Origin of the sequence: Corynebacterium doosanense CAU 212 = DSM 45436 (assembly GCF_000767055.1) — a bacterium.
Lineage (GTDB): Bacteria > Actinomycetota > Actinomycetes > Mycobacteriales > Mycobacteriaceae > Corynebacterium > Corynebacterium doosanense.
In genome coordinates, this window is sequence record NZ_CP006764.1 from 1,777,797 (window position 1) to 1,797,230 (window position 19,434).

Sequence of the window (19,434 nt, forward strand, 5' to 3'; positions counted from 1 at the left end):
CCTTAAGGGTGCTGCCAGGCGCACGCGGCGGCGATGCCCGGCTCCGCCTCCCCCTCGTCGGAGGTGCCGTACCAGTACTCCGCGCCCGGAAGTTCTTTGACCACGACGCGGGTCGCCTCCCGCAGCTCCAGATCACTCACACCGTTGATGAGGATGCGCAGCACCGGCTCCCGGGGCGGCGCGCCCTCGGCCTGCAGGTACTGGGTGAGCAGCATGTTGTCGGGCTCGCAGGTGAGGTCCACCGGCTCGGCGTGGATCGAGGTGACCTCGTAACCGGCCTTGCGCAGCTTCTTCGACAGCTTGGCGGCCACCGCGTCCCACTCGCGCTGGCGCAGAAGTACGTTGAGGTCGGTATGGATGGCCCGGGAGTTCAGCATGAACCTATCCTGCCTGCTCAGCTCCGCCGCGTCGAGCAGATCGGGCCGCACGTCGCGAGTGCGCCGCAGCGACTCCCGGCGCCGGTACGCCTCGATCTTCTTGTGGTCCCCGCCGAGCAGCACCTCCGGGACCTCCAGCCCACGCCACTCCCGCGGTCTGGTGTAACTCGGGCCCTCGAGCAGCCCGTCGGAGAACGAGTCCTCCAGGTGCGAGTCCTGGTTGCCCAGCACCCCGGGGATCAGCCGGACCACCGCCTCGGTGATGACCAGCACGGCCACCTCCCCGCCGATGAGCACGTAGTCCCCGATGGAGACTTCCCGCACCCGGTAGCGCTGCTCCGCGTCGTCGAACACCCGCTGGTCGATGCCCTCGTAGCGCCCGCACGCGAACACGATGTGCTCCTCGCGCGACCACGCCCGGGCATCCTCCTGCGTGAAGGGTTTTCCCGCCGGGGTGGGCACGAGCAGCAGCGGCCGGGTGTCTCTGTCCCCGGCGGCATAGAGATGCTTGTCGACGCCCGCCAACTCATCGTGCCGGGCCACCGACTTGTGAGCGACGGCCGTCGATAAGCCTCCCTCGACCCTGCCGGCCGCGACATCGTCGAGTGCCGGGCCCCAGACCTCGGGTTTCATCACCATGCCGGGCCCGCCGCCCGCCGGTCGGGCGTCGACGCTCCGGTGCGCGCCGGTGGCCCAGTCGCGCAGGTCGTGCACGCCGACCGCAAGGTGGCCGTCCTCGATGGCCTTGCCCAGCAGGGCGTGGCGCAGGGGTTCGAGGTACTCGGGGAAGATGGTGATCGCGTCGATGCGCATCACAGCTCGAGCAGCCCCTCGGGCGGGGTGATGGTCGCGGTGCCCGCCTCCAGGTCGACCTCGGGCACGATCTCCTCGACAAACGGGATGAGCACCTCCTTACCGTCGGTGAGGGTGACCTCGAGGATGACGCGGTTGACGGTGTGGGCGATGCCGGTGACCTCGCCGATGTCCGCGCCCTCGTGGATGATGCGCAGGCCCTCGAGCTCGTGGTCGTAGAAGCCGTCGTCGTCCTCGTCCTCCGCGGGTTCGGCGAAGAACTTCGTGCCGCGCAGCTGGTCGGCCGCGGTGCGGTCCGGGATCTCCTCGAAGGTGAGCAGCAGGCGGCCCTTGTGCGGGCGGGAGCTCTTGACCGTCAGCTCGACCTCGCGGTTGCCCTGCCGGCCATCGAGCGTCTGCCCGACGGCGAAGCGGTCTTCAGGGTCGTCGGTGGTCACCTCGACCGAGACCTCGCCACGGATCCCGTGGGACTTAATCACTCGACCGATCATCAGTTCCATGGGCGATGATTCTAGCCGTCGCCCGGGTGAGTCCCGGGGTGAGGGCGGAAAAAATCCCGACCCCAGCGGGGATCGGGATTATTCGGCGCGGGAGTTAGTTCTCCTCGGCCGGAGCCTCTCCGGACTCCTCGGCGGGAGCCTCCTCGGCAGCAGCGTCGGCGTCGGCGTCAGCCTCGCCGGCGGCAGCGGCCTCAGCCTCAGCCTTGCGGGCAGCCTCAGCCTCAGCTGCGGCCTTGGCCTCAGCCTCTTCCTTGGCCTTCTGCTTGGACTTGGCGATGGACTCGATCGACGGGCCGTCGTTGGCCTCGGCGAGAGCGGCGTTGAAAAGATCCAGCTTGGAGGCCTTCGGCTCGGCGACGCGCAGGGTGCCCTCGGCGCCCGGCAGGCCCTTGGCCTTCTGCCAGTCACCGGTGACCTTGAGCAGTGCCATGACCGGCTCGGTCGGCTGGGCGCCGACGCCGAGCCAGTACTGCGCACGCTCGGAATCGATCTGGATGAGCGAGGGCTCTTCCTTCGGGTGGTAGATGCCGATGTTCTCGATGGCGCGGCCCGAACGGGCGGTGCGGGCATCGGCGATGATGACGCGGTACTGGGCGTTACGGATCTTACCCATACGCTGAAGCTTGATCTTGACAGCCATGTTGGCTCCTTGTGTCTAGTCACCGGGCAGTTCAGACACCCGCCAAATGCTTCGGCGGGCCGGTTCAACCCTTGGATTTATGCTGCTTGTGACGTACCGGCCGGCCGGAGTCGGTGACGGTGTTACGCAGCGTGAAGTTTTTTCGCTGTTCCGCGCTCCCCCGGCTCAGACCGGGCGGGACACAGGACAACCTCACACACTTTAGCGTGACCGGGCCGCCCCTCCAAAAGACGGCACTAGCCCGTGGGTCGGCGTGGGCCCGGATCGCCGTCCTATAGGGTGAGGGGCCGATTGTGTACAGAGGTGAAGTGGGTGAGAGCGTGACGGCAGGAACTTCTGCTGGGCAGAGGACGACCGCCCCCTCGACCGACGCCTACCGCCTCGACCTGGACGGCCTGCGGGGAGTCGCCATCGCCCTGGTGGTCATCTTCCACGTGTTTGTCGGCCGGGTCTCCGGCGGCGTGGACGTGTTCCTCCTTCTCTCCGGGTACTTCTTCCTCGGTTCCCAGTTGCGTTACGCCTCCCGGCCGGATGCCAGCCTCAATCCCTGGTGGCCGCTGTGGCGAGTGATCCGCCGCCTGGTCCCCGCCCTCGCGGTGGTGCTCACCGCCACGGTGCTGGCCGTGCTGCTGGTGACCCGGCAGCTCATCACCCCGGAGCTGGCCCGCCAGGTCACCGCGAGTATCGGGTACGTGCTCAACTGGGAGCTCATCGGCCAGGACGCCGCCTACGCGGCAGCGTCCGTGGACGCCTCTCCCCTGCAGCACCTGTGGTCGATGTCGGTGCAGGGGCAGTTCTATGTCTTCGCCATCGGCTTCGGGCTCGTGCTCACCTGGCTGGCCCGCACGCGGGATCTCTCCGCCGATGACCTGCGCCGCATCGCCGGCCCGGCCCTCATCGCCGTGACCGTGGTGTCCTTCCTCTGGGCCGCCCGGCACGGGCTGGTCGGCACCCCCGGCAGCTACTACTCCTCCTTCTCCCGGGCCTGGGAACTCACTCTCGGCGGTGTCCTCGCGCTCTACCAGCACAAACTTCGCCTCCCCCGGTGGTCTGCGCCGCTGGGCGTCGCCCTGATCGCCCTGACGGGCGTCGTGGTGTCGGAGACGTTTGTGTTTCCGGGGCCGGTGGCCCTGCTCCCGGTCAGCGGCGCGGTGCTGGTGATCCTGTCGGGCAGGCGCAACGCGGCCTCCCGCGCGCTGACCTCGCCGTTCAGCCTCTGGCTGGGAAACATCGCCTACTCGCTCTACCTCTGGCACTGGCCCCTGCTCATCGTGCTCACCGCACTCACCGGCCGAGAGAAACCGCCGGTCGTCCTCGGCATTGCCGTGATCGCCGCGTCGCTGCTCCTCGCGGACCTCACCTTCCGGCACGTCGAAAGCCCCCTCCGACAGCACCGCCGACGGCCGACGGTGACAGACCACCCGGTCGACGAAGCGCGGGCCTCGCTCGACGAGATCCCCGGACGAGCCCGCGCGCTGGGCGGGATCGGGATCAGCGCCCTGGTGGCGGGCCTGCTCACCGTCCAGCCCGGGTACGCCGCGCTGGCCGACAACGCCGCCGACGAGTCCCTCGATCCCGACCACTACCCCGGGGCGATGGCCCAGTTCGGCGCGGACTCTCCGCACGCACCGGCCCGCCCGGAGCCGGCGGTCGCCGCGGGAATCTTCCCGGCGCCGGGCCGCGACAGCTGCCTGGTGTTCCTCGACGAGCCGACGAACCTCTACCCCGCCGAGCTCGGTGGCGACGAGGACTGCATCTACGGCGACACCACCGCCGAACGCACGGTGGTCATCGCCGGGGGCTCGCACGCCGAGCCGTGGACCGAACCCCTCGACGTGCTCGGCCGGGAGCACGGTTTCCGGGTCGTTCCCTTCCTGCGCCAGGAGTGCCCCATCGTCCTCGGCGCGCACTACGGCGTCTCCCCGGAGTGTGAGACGTGGGCGGAGGGTGCCGTCGAGCACATCATCGAGCTTGACCCCGACGTCGTCGTGTCCACCTCGACGCGACCCCTGGAGCTGGCCGGCCTCGGGCCCGACATCGTCCCGCTCGGCTACGAGGAGTTCTGGGCGGAGCTGGACCGCAACGAGATCACCTTCCTGGGCCTGCGCGACAACCCGTGGACGCTGAACGGCGACCTCGAACCAGCCGACGCCAACTACTGCCTGCTCGACCTGGGCCCGGACTCCGTCGACGAGTGCGCCACCCGCCGCGAGTTCGTCTACGCGGACGCCGATCCGGCGGAGGGGGTGCTGAGTGGGTATGAGTTTGCCACGGCCGTCGATACGTCCGACTGGTTCTGCGGTCCGGTGCTGTGCCCGCCGGTGATCGGCAACATCACCGTCTACCGCGACCAGAACCACATCTCCAACGCTTTTGCCACGTCCACCGCTCCCCTCCTGTGGGAGCGGCTGGAGCCGCTGCTCACCGGCCACACCACGCGGCCGGAAAATTCAGTAGCATCACGCAGGTGAGAACCAAGAACCAGCCTGTCGCCGCCGCGCTCGCCGTCCTGACCGTCGCTGCCCTGACCGCCTGCTCCCCGGAAGCTCCCGAGAACACCGCCACCTCCGCGGAATCCGTCGCCGCCGCGGCACCGCTGGGTGAGGCCTCCGCGTCCGAGTCCTACAGCAACTATGTTGCCCTTGGTGATTCCTACGCGTCCATGGGCACGAAGGACGACTTCAAGCCGGGCAGCCCGGACTTCTGCAACCGCTCCGTGGACAACTACGCCGCCACGGTAGCCGACGATGAGGACGTGGAACTCGCCGAGGACGTCACCTGCCAGGGTTCGACGATCGACAACATCCTGGGCACCCGCGACACCGGCGAGGAGATCCTCCCGCCGCAGATCGAGGCCGTCACGCCGGACACCGACCTCATCACCCTGTCGATCGGCGGCAACGACCTCGGCTTCGCGGACATCGCCCGCTGCGTCAACTCGGACCCGACCACCTCGGACTGCCAGGATCAGCTCGGACCGCAGATGGAGGAGAGACTCTCCAAGCTGCCCTCGCGTCTCGACGATCTCTACGCAGCAATCCGCGAGCAGCACGGCGGAACGATGGACGGCCTCACCGTGGTGACCACCGGATACACCCCGCTGGTGACCGGCAGGGACGAGTGCGAGGCGGCCATGGAGTTCTCCTCCCGGGACCGGTTCTGGGTCGCCGCGCTGACCCTTTCGCTGGACACCCTCCTGGGCAGCGCCGCGGAGCGCAACGGCGCGACGTTTGTTCTGGCGGACAACACCTTCGATGACCTCGCCCAGCACACCGTGTGCGCGCCGATTGAGGACCGTTTCGTCGACCTCACCGGGGACGAGACGGATTCCTACCCGCTGCATCCCACCCCGCGCGGCCAGGAGGCCATGGCGGAGGCGGTGCTGCGCGTCATCTAGCCGCGCCGCTAGAGACATCTCTCCACAACTCGGCCAGCGCAGCGCCCGTTCCGGGGACATAATGGGCGGTGAACCCCCAATCCTGCTGGAAGGACCCGGATCCCCATGACGAGCTTCGCGGAAAGAAAAGTTGTTCTCATCGGTGCCGGTGACGTCGGAGTCGCCTGCGCGTACTCGCTGATCAACCTGGGAATCACCGACCACCTGGCCATCATCGACATCGACGAGAAGAAACTGCTCGGCAACGTCATGGACCTCAACCACGGCGTGGTGTGGGCACAGTCCCGCACGCGGGTGACCATGGGCACCTACGAGGACTGCGCGGACGCGGCCATCGTCATCATCACCGCCGGCGCCGCCCAGAAGCCGGGCGAGACCCGCCTGGACCTGGTGGACAAAAACGCGGCGATCATGAAGTCCATCGTGGACAACGTCATGGGGGCGGGTTTCAACGGCATCTTCCTCGTGTCCACCAACCCCGTCGACGTGCTCACCTACGCGGTGTGGAAGTACTCGGGGCTGGACTCCCACCGGGTCATCGGCTCCGGAACCGTGCTGGACTCCGCCCGCTTCCGCTTCATGCTCGGCGAGCGTTACGAGGTCGCCCCCAGCTCCATCCACGCCTACATCATCGGCGAGCACGGCGACACCGAGCTGCCCGTGCTCTCCTCCGCCACCATCGCGGGTGTGTCCATGCGGCGGATGATGGAGAAGGATCCGGATCTCACGCCGCAGCTGGAGAAGATCTTCGAGCAGACCCGCGACGCCGCCTACCGGATCATCGACGCCAAGGGGTCGACCTCCTACGGCATCGGCATGGGCCTGTCCCGCATCACCCGCGCGATCCTGGAGAACCAGGACGTGGCGCTGCCCGTCTCCGCGCACCTGCACGGCAAGTACGGGCAGGACGATCTCTACATCGGCGTTCCCGCGGTGATTAACCGCGGTGGCATCCGCCGGGTCGTCGAGCTGGAGCTCACCGATCACGAGATGGAGCGTTTCACCCACTCCGCCAACACGCTGCGGCAGATCCAGGACCGGCTCTTCCCTGCTGGTTAATCTCCGGACACCGTGAGCAGATCGCCGGGCTGGCACCCCAGCGCGTCGCAGAGGGCCACGAGGGTGTCGAACCTGATGGCCCGCGCGCGGTTGTTCTTCAACTTCGACAGGTTCGCCGGCGTGATGTCCACGCGCTTGGACAACTCGGCGATGGTCATGCCACGCTCGTCGAGAAGCACACCCAGATGGCAGTGAACTTTCACCTACACCAGACCTTCCTGTTCCTCCTGCAGCGTCAACGTCCGAGCCGACACCATGGACAGGAACGACAGTGTCGCGAAGAACATGGACATGAGGATCATGGTCTGCATATCCAGCATATTCATCCCCTCCCACCTGTCGAGGACGCCGAGCCGGTTGGCCGCGAAGTTGTTACCCATGTGGGTGATGAACTTTCCCACCGCCCACACCATGATTCCGGCGCTCGCACCCGTGAGCAGCAGGCCGATCCGCCTGCCCAGCTGCCCGCTCCGGGAGTACGACTGAGCGGCCGTGAGCAGGAAGAGCGTGGCCATGAGCAGGCCGAGGATGCAGAGGATGTATCCGGTGAGGTAGTAGCCGAACGGGCCGGAGTCCAGAACGTCGAAGGGCACCCGTCCGCCGCCGCCGAGTGAAGGGTCGAGGGCGGGTGCGAGCGCCGCCTCAAATCCCCGGGTGGAGAAGGTCCGGAAGATGTCGATGCCGATCCACGAGACAGCGATGCCCAGGGCCACCACTGCTCCCCCGGTCGTAGTTCTGCGTGTGTTCATTCTGGTTTCCTCCTGGCGGACGTGGGTGGCACATCGATTATCGATGCATCGTTTATCGATATGATATATCGAATATCGATATGCCCGCAAGTCGGGAGGCACAAAAAATCCGCGGGAGCCCGAAAGCTTCCGCGGATTACTCGCCCAGTGTTACTTCTTGCCGCGCAGTCGCTCCATGGCGGCGTTGAAGTCCAGGTTGTTCACGTCGATGTTGTCCATGCCCTTCGGCTGGTCCGCGGGCTTCGGGGCGCCGCCTCCCATACCCGGGAGCTTGGGCATTCCCGGCATTCCCGGCATGCCGCCGCCCTGGCTCTCCATCTGCTCGGCCATCTTCTGCAGCTGGCTCATGTCCATGCCACCGGGCATGCCGCCCGGCATCTGCGGCTGGTTCGGCCGGGACTTCGCCGGCTTGCGCTTGCCGTTCTTGCCCTTGCGTCCCTTGGGTTTCTTCTTGGTGGCCGAGCGCTGCATGCCCGGGCCACCCATGCCCATCTTGCCGGCCATCTGGGACATCATCTTCTTCGCCTCGAAGAAGCGTTCCACGAGCTGGTTGAGCTCAGAGACCGACACACCCGAGCCGTTGGCGATGCGCTTGCGGCGCGAGGCGTTGAGGATCTTCGGGTTGTCGCGCTCCTCGGGGGTCATGCCGCGGATCATGGCCTGGATACGGTCGAGCTGTTTCTCGTCGACCATGTCGGCCATCTGGTTCATCTCTTTGCCACCGGGCAGCATCTTCATGATGGTGCCCAGCGGGCCGAGACGACGGACCATCATGAGCTGATCCAGGAAGTCGTTGAGCGTCATCTCGCCGCTGCCGATCTTCGCGGCGGCGGACTCGGCCTGCTCCTGGTCGAAGACGGACTCGGCCTGCTCGATCAGGCTGAGGATGTCGCCCATGCCGAGGATGCGGCTGGCCATGCGCTCCGGGTGGAAGACGTCGAAGTCCTCGAGCTTCTCACCGGTGGAGGCGTACAGGATGGGCTTGCCGGTGACCTCGCGGATGGACAGCGCGGCACCACCGCGGGCGTCGCCGTCGAGCTTGGTCAGCACCACGCCCGTGAAGTCGACGCCCTGGGCGAAGGCCTCCGCGGTGAGCACCGCGTCCTGGCCGATCATGGAGTCGATGACGAAGAGGACCTCGTCGGGGTTGACCGCGTCGCGGATGTCGCGCGCCTGAGTCATGAGTGTCTCGTCGATGCCGAGACGACCCGCGGTATCGATGATGACCACGTCGTGCTGCGTGCGGCGGGCCTCGTTGATGCCCCGCTGCGCGACCTGCACGGGGTCACCGTGGGAGGTGCCCATCTCGTGCTCGTGGGAATCTATCGACGTCCCGGGGTCCGGCGCGAACGTGGGCACGCCGGCGCGCTCGCCGACGATCTGCAGCTGCTGCACCGCACCCGGTCGCTGCAGGTCACAGGCCACCAGCATCGGGGTGTGGCCCTGCTTCTTCAGGTGCTTGGACAGCTTGCCTGCCAGGGTGGTCTTACCCGCACCCTGCAGGCCGGCGAGCATGATCACCGTCGGCGGGTTCTTGGCCAGCTGGAGTCGGCGGGTCTCGCCGCCGAGGATCTGCACGAGTTCCTCGTTGACGATCTTCACCACCTGCTGCGCCGGGTTCAGCGCGGCGGAGACCTCGGCACCGAGGGCACGGTCCTTGATCCTCTTGATTAAGGCACGCACGACCGTCAGCGAGACATCGGCCTCGAGCAGGGCGAGGCGGATCTCGCGGGCGGTGGCGTCGATGTCCGCCTCGGTGAGTTTGCCCTTGCCGCGCAGCCCGCTCAGGGCACCGGACAGGCGATCGGACAGAGTCTCAAACACTCGTGTACTTCCTCGGTGACTAGGGGATGTGATTCTCGTTCGCGGACCTGCGGCCGGCAGCGTGAGCCGGGCGATCCGAAATCTAACTTCCCCAGCCTAGCGCGTTGCCGGGGAGCGGGTCACATTCCTCCCCGGCTAGACCGCGTCGTCGTCACGCTCCCCCGTACGTACCCGGATGACGGTGTCGACCGAGGTGACCCAGAGTTTGCCGTCACCGATCTTGCCGGTGTGCGCGGCGGCCACCACGGCGTCGCAGACCGCGTCGAGCGACTCGTCGGTGACCACGATCTCGATCTTGACCTTGGGCACGAAGTCGGTGGCGAATTCGGCGCCGCGGTAGACCTCGGACTGCCCGCGCTGGCGGCCGTAGCCCTGGGTCTCGGTGACGGTCATGCCGTGAATGCCCAGTTCGACGAGCTTCTCCAGGATCCGCGGGAGGGTGAAAGGCTTGACGACGGCCGTGATCAGCTTCATGACAGGCTCTCTTTCTGCTGGGTAGCGGGTGCTTCTGTCTGGACAGGCTGGGCAGGCTGGGCGGCGTGATCAGCATGATCCTTCACCAGACCGGCCAGGGCGAATCCCCCGCCGCCGCCGGCGCGCCCGGTGACGTCGTAGGAGGTCTCGCGGTGCTCGTGGAAGTCGATGCCCTCGAACTCGGCCTCCGGGGCGATGCGCCAGCCCATGGTCGCCTTCAGTGCGAGCGCGATGAGCAGGGTGATCACTCCGGCGAAGAGGACGGCCACGGCGGCGATCATGAACTGGACGAAGAGCAGCTTCAGCCCGTCCACTCCTCCCCCGGTGAACACGCCGTCATCGGTGGCGACGAACGCCAGGCCGATGGTGCCCCAGAGTCCGGCGACCAGGTGCACGCCGACGACGTCGAGGGAGTCGTCGAAGCCGAAGCGGTATTTCAGCCCGACACCGAGGCACGCGAGCACACCGCCGATGGCGCCGAGGATGATCGCGCCGAGCGGGGACACGTTGCCGGCGGCCGGGGTGATGCTCACCAGGCCGGCGACCAGGCCGGAGGCTGCACCGAGAGAGGTTCCGGTGCGGTCGCGCAGGCGCTCCACCCCGAGCCAGCCGAGCATGGCGGCCGCCGCGGCGACGGTGGTGTTGACCCAGGCCAGGCCCGCGAGGCCGTCGGCGTGGAAGGCGGAGCCGGCGTTGAAGCCGAACCAGCCGAACCACAGGAGGCCCGCGCCGAGCATGACCATGGGCAGGTTGTGCGGGCGCTGCACCATCAGCGGGAATCCCTCGCGCTTGCCCACCACGAGGGCCAGGACGAGTGCCGCCGTACCCGCGGAGATATGGACGACGGTGCCGCCGGCGAAGTCGATGGGATGGATGGTGGCCTCGCCGTCGGTGAGCCCGAAGACCCAGCTGGCCAGGGAGTGCTCGGAGTGGGAGAGGATGCCGCCGCCCCACACCATGTGCGCCAGCGGGAAGTAGACGAGGGTGACCCACACGCCGGTGAACACGAGCCAGGTGGAGAACTTCACGCGTCCAGCCAGAGCACCGGAGATGATCGCCGAAGAAATGACGGCGAAGGTGAGCTGGAAGCCGATGTCGACGATGTTGGGGTAGCCGGAGGCGCCTTCGACATAGTTGCCGGCCTCGTCGGTGATCTGCCCGCTGAGCCCGAAGGACTCGAAGGGGTTGGCCACGATCCCGCCGAGGGACTGTGTTCCGTAGGACATGGACCATCCCCACAGCACGTAGATGACTGAGACGAGGCCGAGGGCGCCGAAGGACATCATCATCATGTTGAGCACGTTGCGGCGTGAGCTCATGCCGCCGTAGAAGAGTGCGAGCGCGGGCGTCATGAGGAGCACGAGGGATGCGGATATGAGCATCCAGCTGGTGTCTCCGGAGGCCGCCGCCGTCTGTTCCGCTGTCATGGCAACCTACCCCTTTCCGTTTTGTTTCTATCGGGCGTTAGTTAGATCGAACGACGCTAACTATAAACCGACAGGTAGGAGTTTCTATAGGTTGGCGGGTGAAACTATCCCGCCCCCTCCCCGGCCGCCACTTCAAGTGCGCTGCTCAGACACACAAAAAGCCGCCGCCACACACGTGACGACGGCCCTTGCACAGGGGTACCCTGCGGGGGTGGTTAGCTGCCCAGCAGCGCGTCCACAAACCCCTCGACCTCGAAGGGGGCGAGGTGATCCGCACCCTCGCCGAGGCCCACCAGCTTGACGGGAACCCCGAGCTCCTCCTGGACCTGGAAGACGATGCCACCCTTGGCGGTGCCGTCCAGCTTGGTGAGCACCACGCCGGTGATGTCCACGACCTCGCGGAACACCCGGGCCTGCATGAGCCCGTTCTGACCGACGGTGGCGTCGAGCACGAGGAGCACCTCGTCCACGGCGGACTTCTTCTCCACGACGCGTTTGACCTTGCCCAGCTGGTCCATCAGGCCGGTCGCGGTGTGCAGCCGTCCGGCCGTGTCGATGATGACCACGTCGGCGCGCTCCTCCACGCCCCTGGCCACGGCATCGAAGGCAACCGCAGCGGGGTCGGCGCCCTCCTTGCCGCGCACGGTGGTGGCCCCGACGCGACGGCCCCAGGTCTCCAGCTGATCGGCGGCCGCCGCGCGGAAGGTGTCGGCCGCGCCGAGCAACACCTTGTGGCCCATGGACACCAGCACCCGGGCGAGTTTGCCCGTGGTGGTGGTCTTACCGGTGCCGTTGACACCCACGACGAGGATCACCGCGGGTTTGCCCTCGGAGGGCACCGCCTTGATGGAACGGTCGAGTTCGGGCCGGCCGGCCTCGATGAGCGTCTCCCGCAGCATCGCGCGGGCCTCGGCCTCGGAGGTCACTCCCCGCTCGGCGAACTTGTGCCGCAGGGATTCCGTCACCTTCATGGTCAGGGCGGAGCCGAGGTCGGCCATGATGAGCGTGTCCTCGATCTCCTCCCACGCGTCTTCGTCGAGATCGCCCGCGGTGAGCACGCCGAGCAGCCCCTGGCCCAGGGCGTTCTGCGAGCGCGACAGGTTGCCCCGCAGGCGGCCCAGGCGGCCCGCGGCGGGTGCGATCTCCTCGGTCGGAGCCGGTGCCGGCGCCGGAGCGGGCTCGGCCGCCGGGGGCGGGGTCTGCTCCTTCGCCTCTGCGGCGGCATCTGCGGTGCTCGCGGCCGCCTCGGCCGCTTCCTCCGCTTCCTCCCGCGGATCGATGACCGGCTCCTGCGTGGTCTCCTCGATCTCGGCCCGGTCAGCGTCATCCGCGATGACGTCCTCGGCCACGTCCTCGAACACCGGGGTCTCGGGCTCGGCCTGCGGGGTCTCCCGCGGGGTGAGATCCTGGTCGTCGCGAAGCACGGGCTCCGAAACCGGCTGCGCGGTCCCCGCCGGGGAGAACGCGAAACCGCCGGCGGCCTGGTAGTTGCCCGACTTCTCCTGCTGCGTGAGCTCCTTGGGCGCGTCGTCCTTCCTGTCGAAGGAGACCGTCTTGGCTTTTTTGCGTCGGTTGCCCACGGCCACGAGCACGCCGATGAGAATCAGCACGACCACGACGATGGCGACAATGATCCAGAGCAGAGTCATATTCATGCTCCCCATAGTGGCACTAACCGGTAGGTGTAGTCACCCTGAGCACGCCTGCCGGGCCTAATCCCGAGCGCCCACGTCGGTCGCCTCAACCTCCGGGAAGTCCGACAGCGGCGCCTGACCGGCCGGGCTCATGCGCTGGGAGAGGACGTGGGTGACGCCGTCGCCACGCATGGTCACCCCGTAGAGCACGTTGGCGATGTCCATCGTGGGTTTCTGGTGCGTGATGACGATGAGCTGGGAGTCCTTGCGCAGCTCCTCGAACAGGGCGATGAGCCGGCGCAGGTTGACGTCGTCGAGCGCGGCCTCGACCTCGTCCATGACGTAGAAGGGGCTGGGCCGCGCGCGGAAGATGGCCACGAGCATGGCCAGCGCCGTCAACGACTTCTCGCCGCCGGAGAGCAGCGACAGGCGTTTGACCTTCTTGCCGGGCGGGCGCGCCTCCACCTCGATGCCCGTGGTGAGCAGGTCGTCCGGGTCGGTGAGCACGAGCCTTCCCTCGCCACCGGGGAAGAGGGTGTCAAAGACCTTGGGGAACTCCTTCTCCACGTCGTTCCACGCGTCGGTGAACAGCTGCAGGATCTGCGTGTCCACGTCCGAGATGACGCCGGTGAGATCCTCGCGCGCCTTGACCACGTCGTCGAGCTGCGTGGACAGGAACTCGTAGCGTTCCTCCAGCGCCTTGAACTCCTCCATCGCCAGCGGGTTGACCTTGCCCAGGGAACGCAGATCCTTCTCCGCGCGTTTCAGCCGGGCCTGCTGCTCGGCGCGATCGAAGTCCTCGCCCGGCGCGTATCCCTCCAGCAGGTCGGCGATGGCCAGTCCCAGCTGCTCCGCGACCTGTGCCTCCGCCTCATCGGCCCGCACCTGCGCCTGCGACCTCGCAATGTCCGCCGCATGCGCGGTGTCGGACAACCGGTCCAGCTGCTGCCGCGCCGCCGACACCTCGTCCTTGACCCGCGTCGCGCGTCCCATCGCCTCCCGGCGCCGCTGCGCCAGCTCGTCGCGGCGCTGGGTCGCCCGCGCGAGGGCGTCCTCGGTGCGCTCCATCACGACCCGGGCATGCTTCTCGACGGCCCGTGCCAGCGCCCCCGCCCGCCGGCGCTGGGCCATGGCGCGTTCGTGCCGCGCCTTCGCCTCCCGCTCCTGCGCGGCCTGGCGGCGCAGCGTGTCTCCCCTGCCGGCTTGCTGACCGGCCTTGTCCGCCGCGCTGCGGGCCGCGAGCTGGGCCTCCATCTCCATGGCACGGACCTGGTTGAGCGCCACGAAGGTCTGGTCACGCTCGTCGGTGGAGGCCTCGGTGGGGTTGGAGTCATCGTCGACACGCGAAAGTCGGTCGCGGGTCTCCGAGAGCTTTTCCCTGAGGTCGGCAAGGCGGACGTCGGCCCCGCTGGCCCGCTCTGCGAGACGGGTGTGTTCGGCCTTGGCGGTCTCGTGCTGCGCCACCAGGCGTTTGTGCTCGCGCTCGCCCGCCTGGGCCGCGGCGTCGTGCTCGCGCAGTGCCGCGGTCGCCGAGGCGGCTGCGACCCGGGCCTCCTCCGCGGCCTGCCGGGCACCCTCGAGGGTGCCGGAGAGCTCGATGAGCTGCGCATTCGCGATCTCGAGCTCCCCCTGTGCCACGTCGATCTGCGCGGAGGTTTCCACGGCGCTCGGCCCGCCGTGGCCCGCGACCACCCAGCCCTCGCCCACGACGACGCCTTCCGGGGTGACCGACCGCAGCCGCGCGTCGGCGTCGACCACGGCCCGGGCGGCGGCCAGATCGGGGGTGACCACGACGTCGGCAAGCAGGCGGGTCACCGCGCGGGAGACCGACGGGTCGAGCTCGAGGCTGTCCAGGAGCCACGACGTGCCGGCAGGCAGGTCGGCGCTGACACGCCAGTCCTCGCCCCCGGCTGCGACATCGATGAGCACGACCCGGGTGGCCTCGTGCAGGGTATCCACGACGCTGTCCGTCACCCTGCCGGCCAACGCGTCGGCGTGCGCGCCCAGCGCGGCGGCCAGGGCTCCCGCGAGCGCCGGGTCGGTGACCCTGATCAACTCGGCCACCGGCGCGAAGTCGCCGCCCAGCAGCGATCCGGCCTCGGCCCTGGGGGCGGATTCCGCAAGCGTCTCGATGCGTGAACGCAGGCCGTAAACCGCCCGCTCGTGTTCGCGCTGGGCATCGCGCAGTTGCTCCAGCCGCTGGTCGGCGGCCTGGGACTCCGCGCCGGCCCGCACGTGTGCCTCGGCGAGTGGTTCACGCTCTCCCCTGAGCACGGACAGCGAACGTGCGGCCTCGCGGGCCTCCTTCTCGGCGGCGACGCTGCGCGCCCGGGTCTCGGCGAGGGTCTCGGCCTGCCGCTCGATCTCCTCCTCCGCGGCCCGGACCTGCCCCGCCAGGGATTCCTCCGTGGCCAGCAGGCGCACGACACCCTCGCGGCGGTCCGCGATGGCGCGCACCTGCGCGCGGTGCTCGGCCTCGGCGGCGTCGTAGGCCTCCTGGCGCTCGCGCAGCTCCTCGCGGAGGGTCTCCAGTCGCTCCGCGGCCTCCTCCGCCTCCATGACCAGCTCGGCGTGATCCTCGTCGGCGCGCAGGGCGCGGGCCTCCAGCTCCTCGGGGTCCTGGCCGGCGAAGGCCGTGGCCTCGCCCGCGTTGGCGGCGCGGTCGGCGGCGATACGCGAGGTGGCCGAGAGGCGTTCGGCGAGCGTCGACAGCCGGAACCACAGCTGCTGCGCCTGCTCCGCCTCGGGCGTGAGCGCCTCCACCTCTCCCTCGGCCTGCAGCTGCCGCTCGCTGGCCTCCTCAAGCCGCTCCGTGACCGCGGCCACCTGCTCGGCGTGGATCTCGGCCGCGCGGGCGGCGTCGGTGAGCGCGGCCCGCAGGGTGAGCACCTGGTCGGCGGCCATGCGCAGCCGGGCGTCGCGAAGATCCACCTGCACCGTCGCGGCGCGCGTGGCGGCCTCGGCCTGCCTGGCCAGGGGCTTGAGCTGGGCCCCGAGCTCGTCGGTGAGGTCGCGCAACCGGTCGAGGTTGGACTGCATGCCCTGGAGCTTGCGCTGCGCCTTCTCCCGGCGGCGGCGGTGCTTGAGCACACCCGCCGCCTCCTCGATGTAGGCGCGGCGCTCCTCGGGTCGCGAAGAAAGGATGTCGCCCAGCTTGTTCTGGCCCACGATGATGTGCATCTCGCGGCCGATGCCGGAATCCGAGAGCAGCTCCTGGATGTCCATGAGCCGGGCCTTCGCCCCGTTGATCTCGTACTCGCTGGCGCCGTCGCGGAACATGCGCCGGGTGACGGAGACCTCTCGGTAGTCGATGGGCAGCTTGCCGTCGGCGTTGTCGATGGTCAGGGTCACCTCGGCGCGCCCCAACGCCTTGCGCTCCCCCGCGCCGGCGAAGATGACGTCCTGCATGCTGCCGCCACGCAGGTTCTTCGCGCCCTGCTCGCCCATGACCCAGGTCAGGGCGTCGACGACGTTGGACTTGCCCGAGCCGTTCGGCCCGACGACGGCGCAGATCCCGGGCTCGAACTTCAGCGTCGTCGCGGACGCAAAGGACTTGAAGCCCTTGAGCGTCAGCGATTTGAGGTGCATTCGGTTAAGGGTAGCGGCTAGCGCTCGATGAATCCGCTTTCGCCCCGGGGCTCGGAGTACTGCTCGACCACGGCCTCCACGGCGCCCGGTCGCCGCGTCGAGGACGGGGTCTCGCGCAGAAGATTCAGGAGCTTATCGACGCTCTCCGCCGGCCCCTCCGCGACCACCTGCACCCGACCGTCGCGAAGATTGGTGGCATGGCCGCTGAGCCCCAGTTCCAGCGCCCGGGAGCGGGTCCACCAACGAAAACCCACCCCCTGAACGGATCCGTGGACGAATGCGGTCAGGCGGGTGGGTTTGTCGGTCATGCCTGGGGAGTTTACTTCCCTTCGGCGGCGATCTTCGAGTTCAGCCATGCCTCGGGGACACCGAGGCCCTCGACGATCGGCTCGATGTTCTCGGTGAGCTCGGCGGAGATCCGCTCCACGGCCTGGGTGATCTCCCGCGAGCGGCCACCGTCGATGGCGCCATGCTCGAGGAACCATGCGCGGTGCTCCGCGATGGTCGCCAGGGCGTAGAGGTCACACAGCTTGATGAGGGTGTCGCGAGCCTCACCCTCGGGCGTGTTGCTGATGCCCTCGACGAAGGCCTCGAGGATGATGCGGTCCATGTGCGCGAGCGAGGCCGCGATCATGTGGTTCTGGCAGGAGTTGAAGGCGTCGAACTCCTTCTCCTTCTCCACCTTGAGCACCTCGCGCATGCGCAGGCCGAGGGACTCGACCATGCGCTTCTCGCGGTACTCGAGCATCTCCACGTGCCAGCCGCGGGCGCGCAGGATGTCCGCGCCGGACTTGCGGTTGGCGATGGACACGAGACGCTCGATGGTCGGGCGCGCCGTGGTGCGCTCGATGATGCGGGTGCCCACCAGGGCCGCGCTCTTGCGGGCGGTGTCGAGCATGTCAAGCTCGGCCCAGCTGGACTTGAAGCCCGCGAGCAGGCCACGGCCGGTGAGCATGAGCAGAACGGTGTTGTCGCCCTCGAAGGTGGCGAAGACGTCCGCGTCGGCGGTCAGCGTGGTCAGGCCGTTCTCGGCCATGTAGCCGTAGCCGCCGCAAGCCTCGCGACACACCTGGAGGGTGTCGTTGGCCCAGCGCGTCTGCACGGCCTTCATGCCGGCAGCGTGGCCCTCGAGCTCGCGCACGACCTTCTCTTCGGCGCCGTCCTGGACCTGCTGGAAGTGGTCGATGAGCTCGTTCTGCGCGAAGCCGAAGGCGTAGGCGCGGGCAACCTCGGGGACCAGCTTCGCCTGGTGGGTCTGGTAGTTCATGATGGTGACCGGCTTGCCCGTGGTGTCCGTGAACTGGGTACGAGCCAGTGCGTGCTTGACGGCGATGGTCAGGCCGCGGCGGGTGGCGGATCCGCCGGCGCCACCGACGGAGATGCGGCCACGCACGAGGGTGCTGAGCATGGTGGAGAAGCGCTGTCCACGACGCTCGATGGGCGAGGTGTAGACGCCGTTCTCGTCGACCTTGCCGTAGCGGTTGAGCAGGTTGAAGCGGGGAACACGCACGTGGTCGAAGGCAAGGGTGCCGTTGTCGACACCGAGCAGGCCACCCTTGCGGCCGTGGTCACCGATGGTGACACCCGGAGCCGGGTCGCCGTTCTCGTCGCGGACGTCGGCGATGACACAGTGCACGCCGTGGTTCTCACCGTTGACGATGAGCTGGCCGAAGACGGCGGCCTTCTGGCCGTCGCGTGCCGCGTTGCCGATGTAGGCCTTGCGGGCGTCGTCGTCCGGGGTGTGGATCTCGAACTCGTCGGTCTCCGGGATGTAGGTGATGGTGGTCTCGAGGTGCTGGACGTCGGAACCACGGCCGAGCTCGGTCATGCCGTAGCAGCCGAGAAGCTCGGCGCTGATGATCTTGCTCAGCCACTCTTTCTTCTGCGCGTCGTCACCGAGGTTGAGCACGGCGCCGCCGAACAGGCCCTGCTGGACACCGCTCTTGATGGTGAGGGAGAGATCGCCCATGGCGAGGATCTCGAAGGCCGCGATGGACTCGGACAGCGAGTGGGTGCCGCCGTACTCGGCGGGCATGCCCACCTTGCTGAAACCGTGCTCGATGAGCTTGCCGATCGACTCAAGAACCCAGTCGCGAGCCTCGTCGACGCTCTGGTCGAACGGGCGCACGATCATGTCGGCGGTCATGTTGTCGCGCAGCGTCTGCTTGAGCTCGTGGTGCTTGCCGTCGAGAGCCTTGCGCAGGTCGCGGCCGAGCGGCGAGAGGTTGTCGCTGTTGCCCACGACGGGGTTGGTGGTTGCCACAGGTGTAGTGGTGGTCATCGGGTGCTCCTTGGAAAGGTCAATGGGAGGGTGATGATGCAGGGAGAGTCCAGGGGCGAACAGGTCGCGGATCTGGGCGACGACTTCGTCCTTGGGTTTCGTCCGGCCGGTGATCATCCACCGGTTGGCGATGGCCCAGGTGGCGCCGACTATGGCATGGGCCCAGATTTCCGACCGCTCGCCCATACCCTGCAGGTCCAGGGTTTCGGCGAGCTTTCCCGCGATGCGCGCTGTCAGCGTGATCTCGGGATCCGTGTACTCCGCCGGAGAGGGGGTGCCGGGGCGGGTGGTGACGAACTCGTATATTTCCGGATCCTTTTCAACCAGGGTCAGGTAGGAGTCCGCCAGTTCAGCGATGAGCTCCGGCACGGTCAGCCGATCAATCCGGCTGAGTGGCAACTCGTCGTAGATGAAGTCGACGGAACGTTCCACCACTGCGGACCACAAACCGGCACGATCGGAAAAGTGGCGGTAGTAGACTGTTTTTGAGGTTCCAGCCACCTCCGCAATTTCTCCCATGCCCACCTGCGGTCCGCGTTGCCGGATCGCCCGGAGCGCCGCAGAAGAGAGCTCTCTCTTCTTGTTCCGACGGTGCTCGGCCCAGCGGGTCGACCTGCCGTCCGCGGTCTCCTTCGACTTCATGCGACTGACGGTATCAGAAACGCGCGGTA

The 19,434-nt window shown here is 68.0% G+C and carries 15 protein-coding genes; 3 read left to right on the forward strand and 12 right to left on the reverse strand.

Going from position 1 to position 19,434, the window contains the following annotated elements; all coding sequences use genetic code 11:
• Positions 1-2 precede the first annotated feature (2 nt).
• The 3 genes from trmD to rpsP form a co-directional block, all read right to left on the reverse strand.
• Positions 3-1,190 carry a tRNA (guanosine(37)-N1)-methyltransferase TrmD gene (trmD, locus tag CDOO_RS08760; RefSeq protein ID WP_018020964.1) on the reverse strand — a complete coding sequence of 396 codons (1,188 nt, stop codon included), beginning with the start codon at positions 1,188-1,190 and terminating at the stop codon, positions 3-5.
• Complete coding sequence (rimM, locus tag CDOO_RS08765) at positions 1,190-1,690, reverse strand: ribosome maturation factor RimM (protein WP_018020963.1); 501 nt, start codon at positions 1,688-1,690, stop codon at positions 1,190-1,192. The genes trmD and rimM overlap by 1 nt, the downstream gene beginning before the upstream one ends.
• A gap of 94 nt (positions 1,691-1,784) precedes the next feature.
• Entirely contained in the window at positions 1,785-2,330 is a 546-nt protein-coding gene (gene rpsP, locus CDOO_RS08770; protein WP_018020962.1) for a 30S ribosomal protein S16, read from the reverse strand.
• A 320-nt stretch (positions 2,331-2,650) separates the two neighbouring features.
• On the opposite strand from rpsP, the gene CDOO_RS08775 reads away from it, so the two are divergent.
• From CDOO_RS08775 to CDOO_RS08785, 3 genes are all read left to right on the forward strand, one after another.
• Positions 2,651-4,801, forward strand: coding sequence for an acyltransferase family protein (locus tag CDOO_RS08775; protein ID WP_018020961.1), 2,151 nt, complete (start codon positions 2,651-2,653; stop codon positions 4,799-4,801).
• Positions 4,798-5,727 carry an SGNH/GDSL hydrolase family protein gene (locus CDOO_RS08780; RefSeq protein WP_018020960.1) on the forward strand — a complete coding sequence of 310 codons (930 nt, stop codon included), beginning with the start codon at positions 4,798-4,800 and terminating at the stop codon, positions 5,725-5,727. The genes CDOO_RS08775 and CDOO_RS08780 overlap by 4 nt, the downstream gene beginning before the upstream one ends.
• 105 nt (positions 5,728-5,832) lie before the next feature.
• Complete coding sequence (locus CDOO_RS08785) at positions 5,833-6,786, forward strand: L-lactate dehydrogenase (RefSeq protein WP_018020959.1); 954 nt, start codon at positions 5,833-5,835, stop codon at positions 6,784-6,786.
• Here CDOO_RS08785 and CDOO_RS08790 read toward each other — a convergent pair.
• From CDOO_RS08790 to CDOO_RS08830, 9 genes are all read right to left on the reverse strand, one after another.
• Positions 6,783-6,944, reverse strand: coding sequence for a helix-turn-helix domain-containing protein (locus tag CDOO_RS08790; RefSeq protein WP_051063976.1), 162 nt, complete (start codon positions 6,942-6,944; stop codon positions 6,783-6,785). The genes CDOO_RS08785 and CDOO_RS08790 overlap by 4 nt on opposite strands.
• A 45-nt stretch (positions 6,945-6,989) precedes the next feature.
• Positions 6,990-7,535, reverse strand: coding sequence for a hypothetical protein (locus CDOO_RS08795; protein ID WP_155861260.1), 546 nt, complete (start codon positions 7,533-7,535; stop codon positions 6,990-6,992).
• A gap of 150 nt (positions 7,536-7,685) precedes the next feature.
• A complete protein-coding gene (gene ffh, locus CDOO_RS08800; RefSeq protein WP_018020956.1) occupies positions 7,686-9,359 on the reverse strand; it encodes a signal recognition particle protein in 1,674 nt (557 codons plus the stop codon).
• Positions 9,360-9,494: 135 nt separating this feature from the next.
• Positions 9,495-9,833: a P-II family nitrogen regulator gene (locus CDOO_RS08805; protein ID WP_018020955.1), complete on the reverse strand. Its 339-nt coding sequence runs from the start codon at positions 9,831-9,833 to the stop codon at positions 9,495-9,497.
• The gene (locus CDOO_RS08810; protein WP_018020954.1) at positions 9,830-11,260 is read right to left on the reverse strand and encodes an ammonium transporter; all 1,431 of its coding nucleotides are present in this window, start codon (positions 11,258-11,260) and stop codon (positions 9,830-9,832) included. Before CDOO_RS08810 ends, CDOO_RS08805 begins: the two co-directional genes overlap by 4 nt.
• A gap of 215 nt (positions 11,261-11,475) precedes the next feature.
• Entirely contained in the window at positions 11,476-12,924 is a 1,449-nt protein-coding gene (ftsY, locus tag CDOO_RS08815) for a signal recognition particle-docking protein FtsY (RefSeq protein ID WP_081610301.1), read from the reverse strand.
• A gap of 48 nt (positions 12,925-12,972) precedes the next feature.
• Complete coding sequence (gene smc / locus CDOO_RS08820) at positions 12,973-16,482, reverse strand: chromosome segregation protein SMC (protein WP_018020952.1); 3,510 nt, start codon at positions 16,480-16,482, stop codon at positions 12,973-12,975.
• A 17-nt stretch (positions 16,483-16,499) separates the two neighbouring features.
• Entirely contained in the window at positions 16,500-16,790 is a 291-nt protein-coding gene (locus CDOO_RS08825; RefSeq protein WP_018020951.1) for an acylphosphatase, read from the reverse strand.
• Between the two features lie 11 nt (positions 16,791-16,801).
• Positions 16,802-19,405 (reverse strand): acyl-CoA dehydrogenase family protein, encoded by a 2,604-nt coding sequence (locus CDOO_RS08830; protein ID WP_081610300.1) that lies wholly within the window; start codon positions 19,403-19,405, stop codon positions 16,802-16,804.
• Positions 19,406-19,434 lie beyond the last annotated feature (29 nt).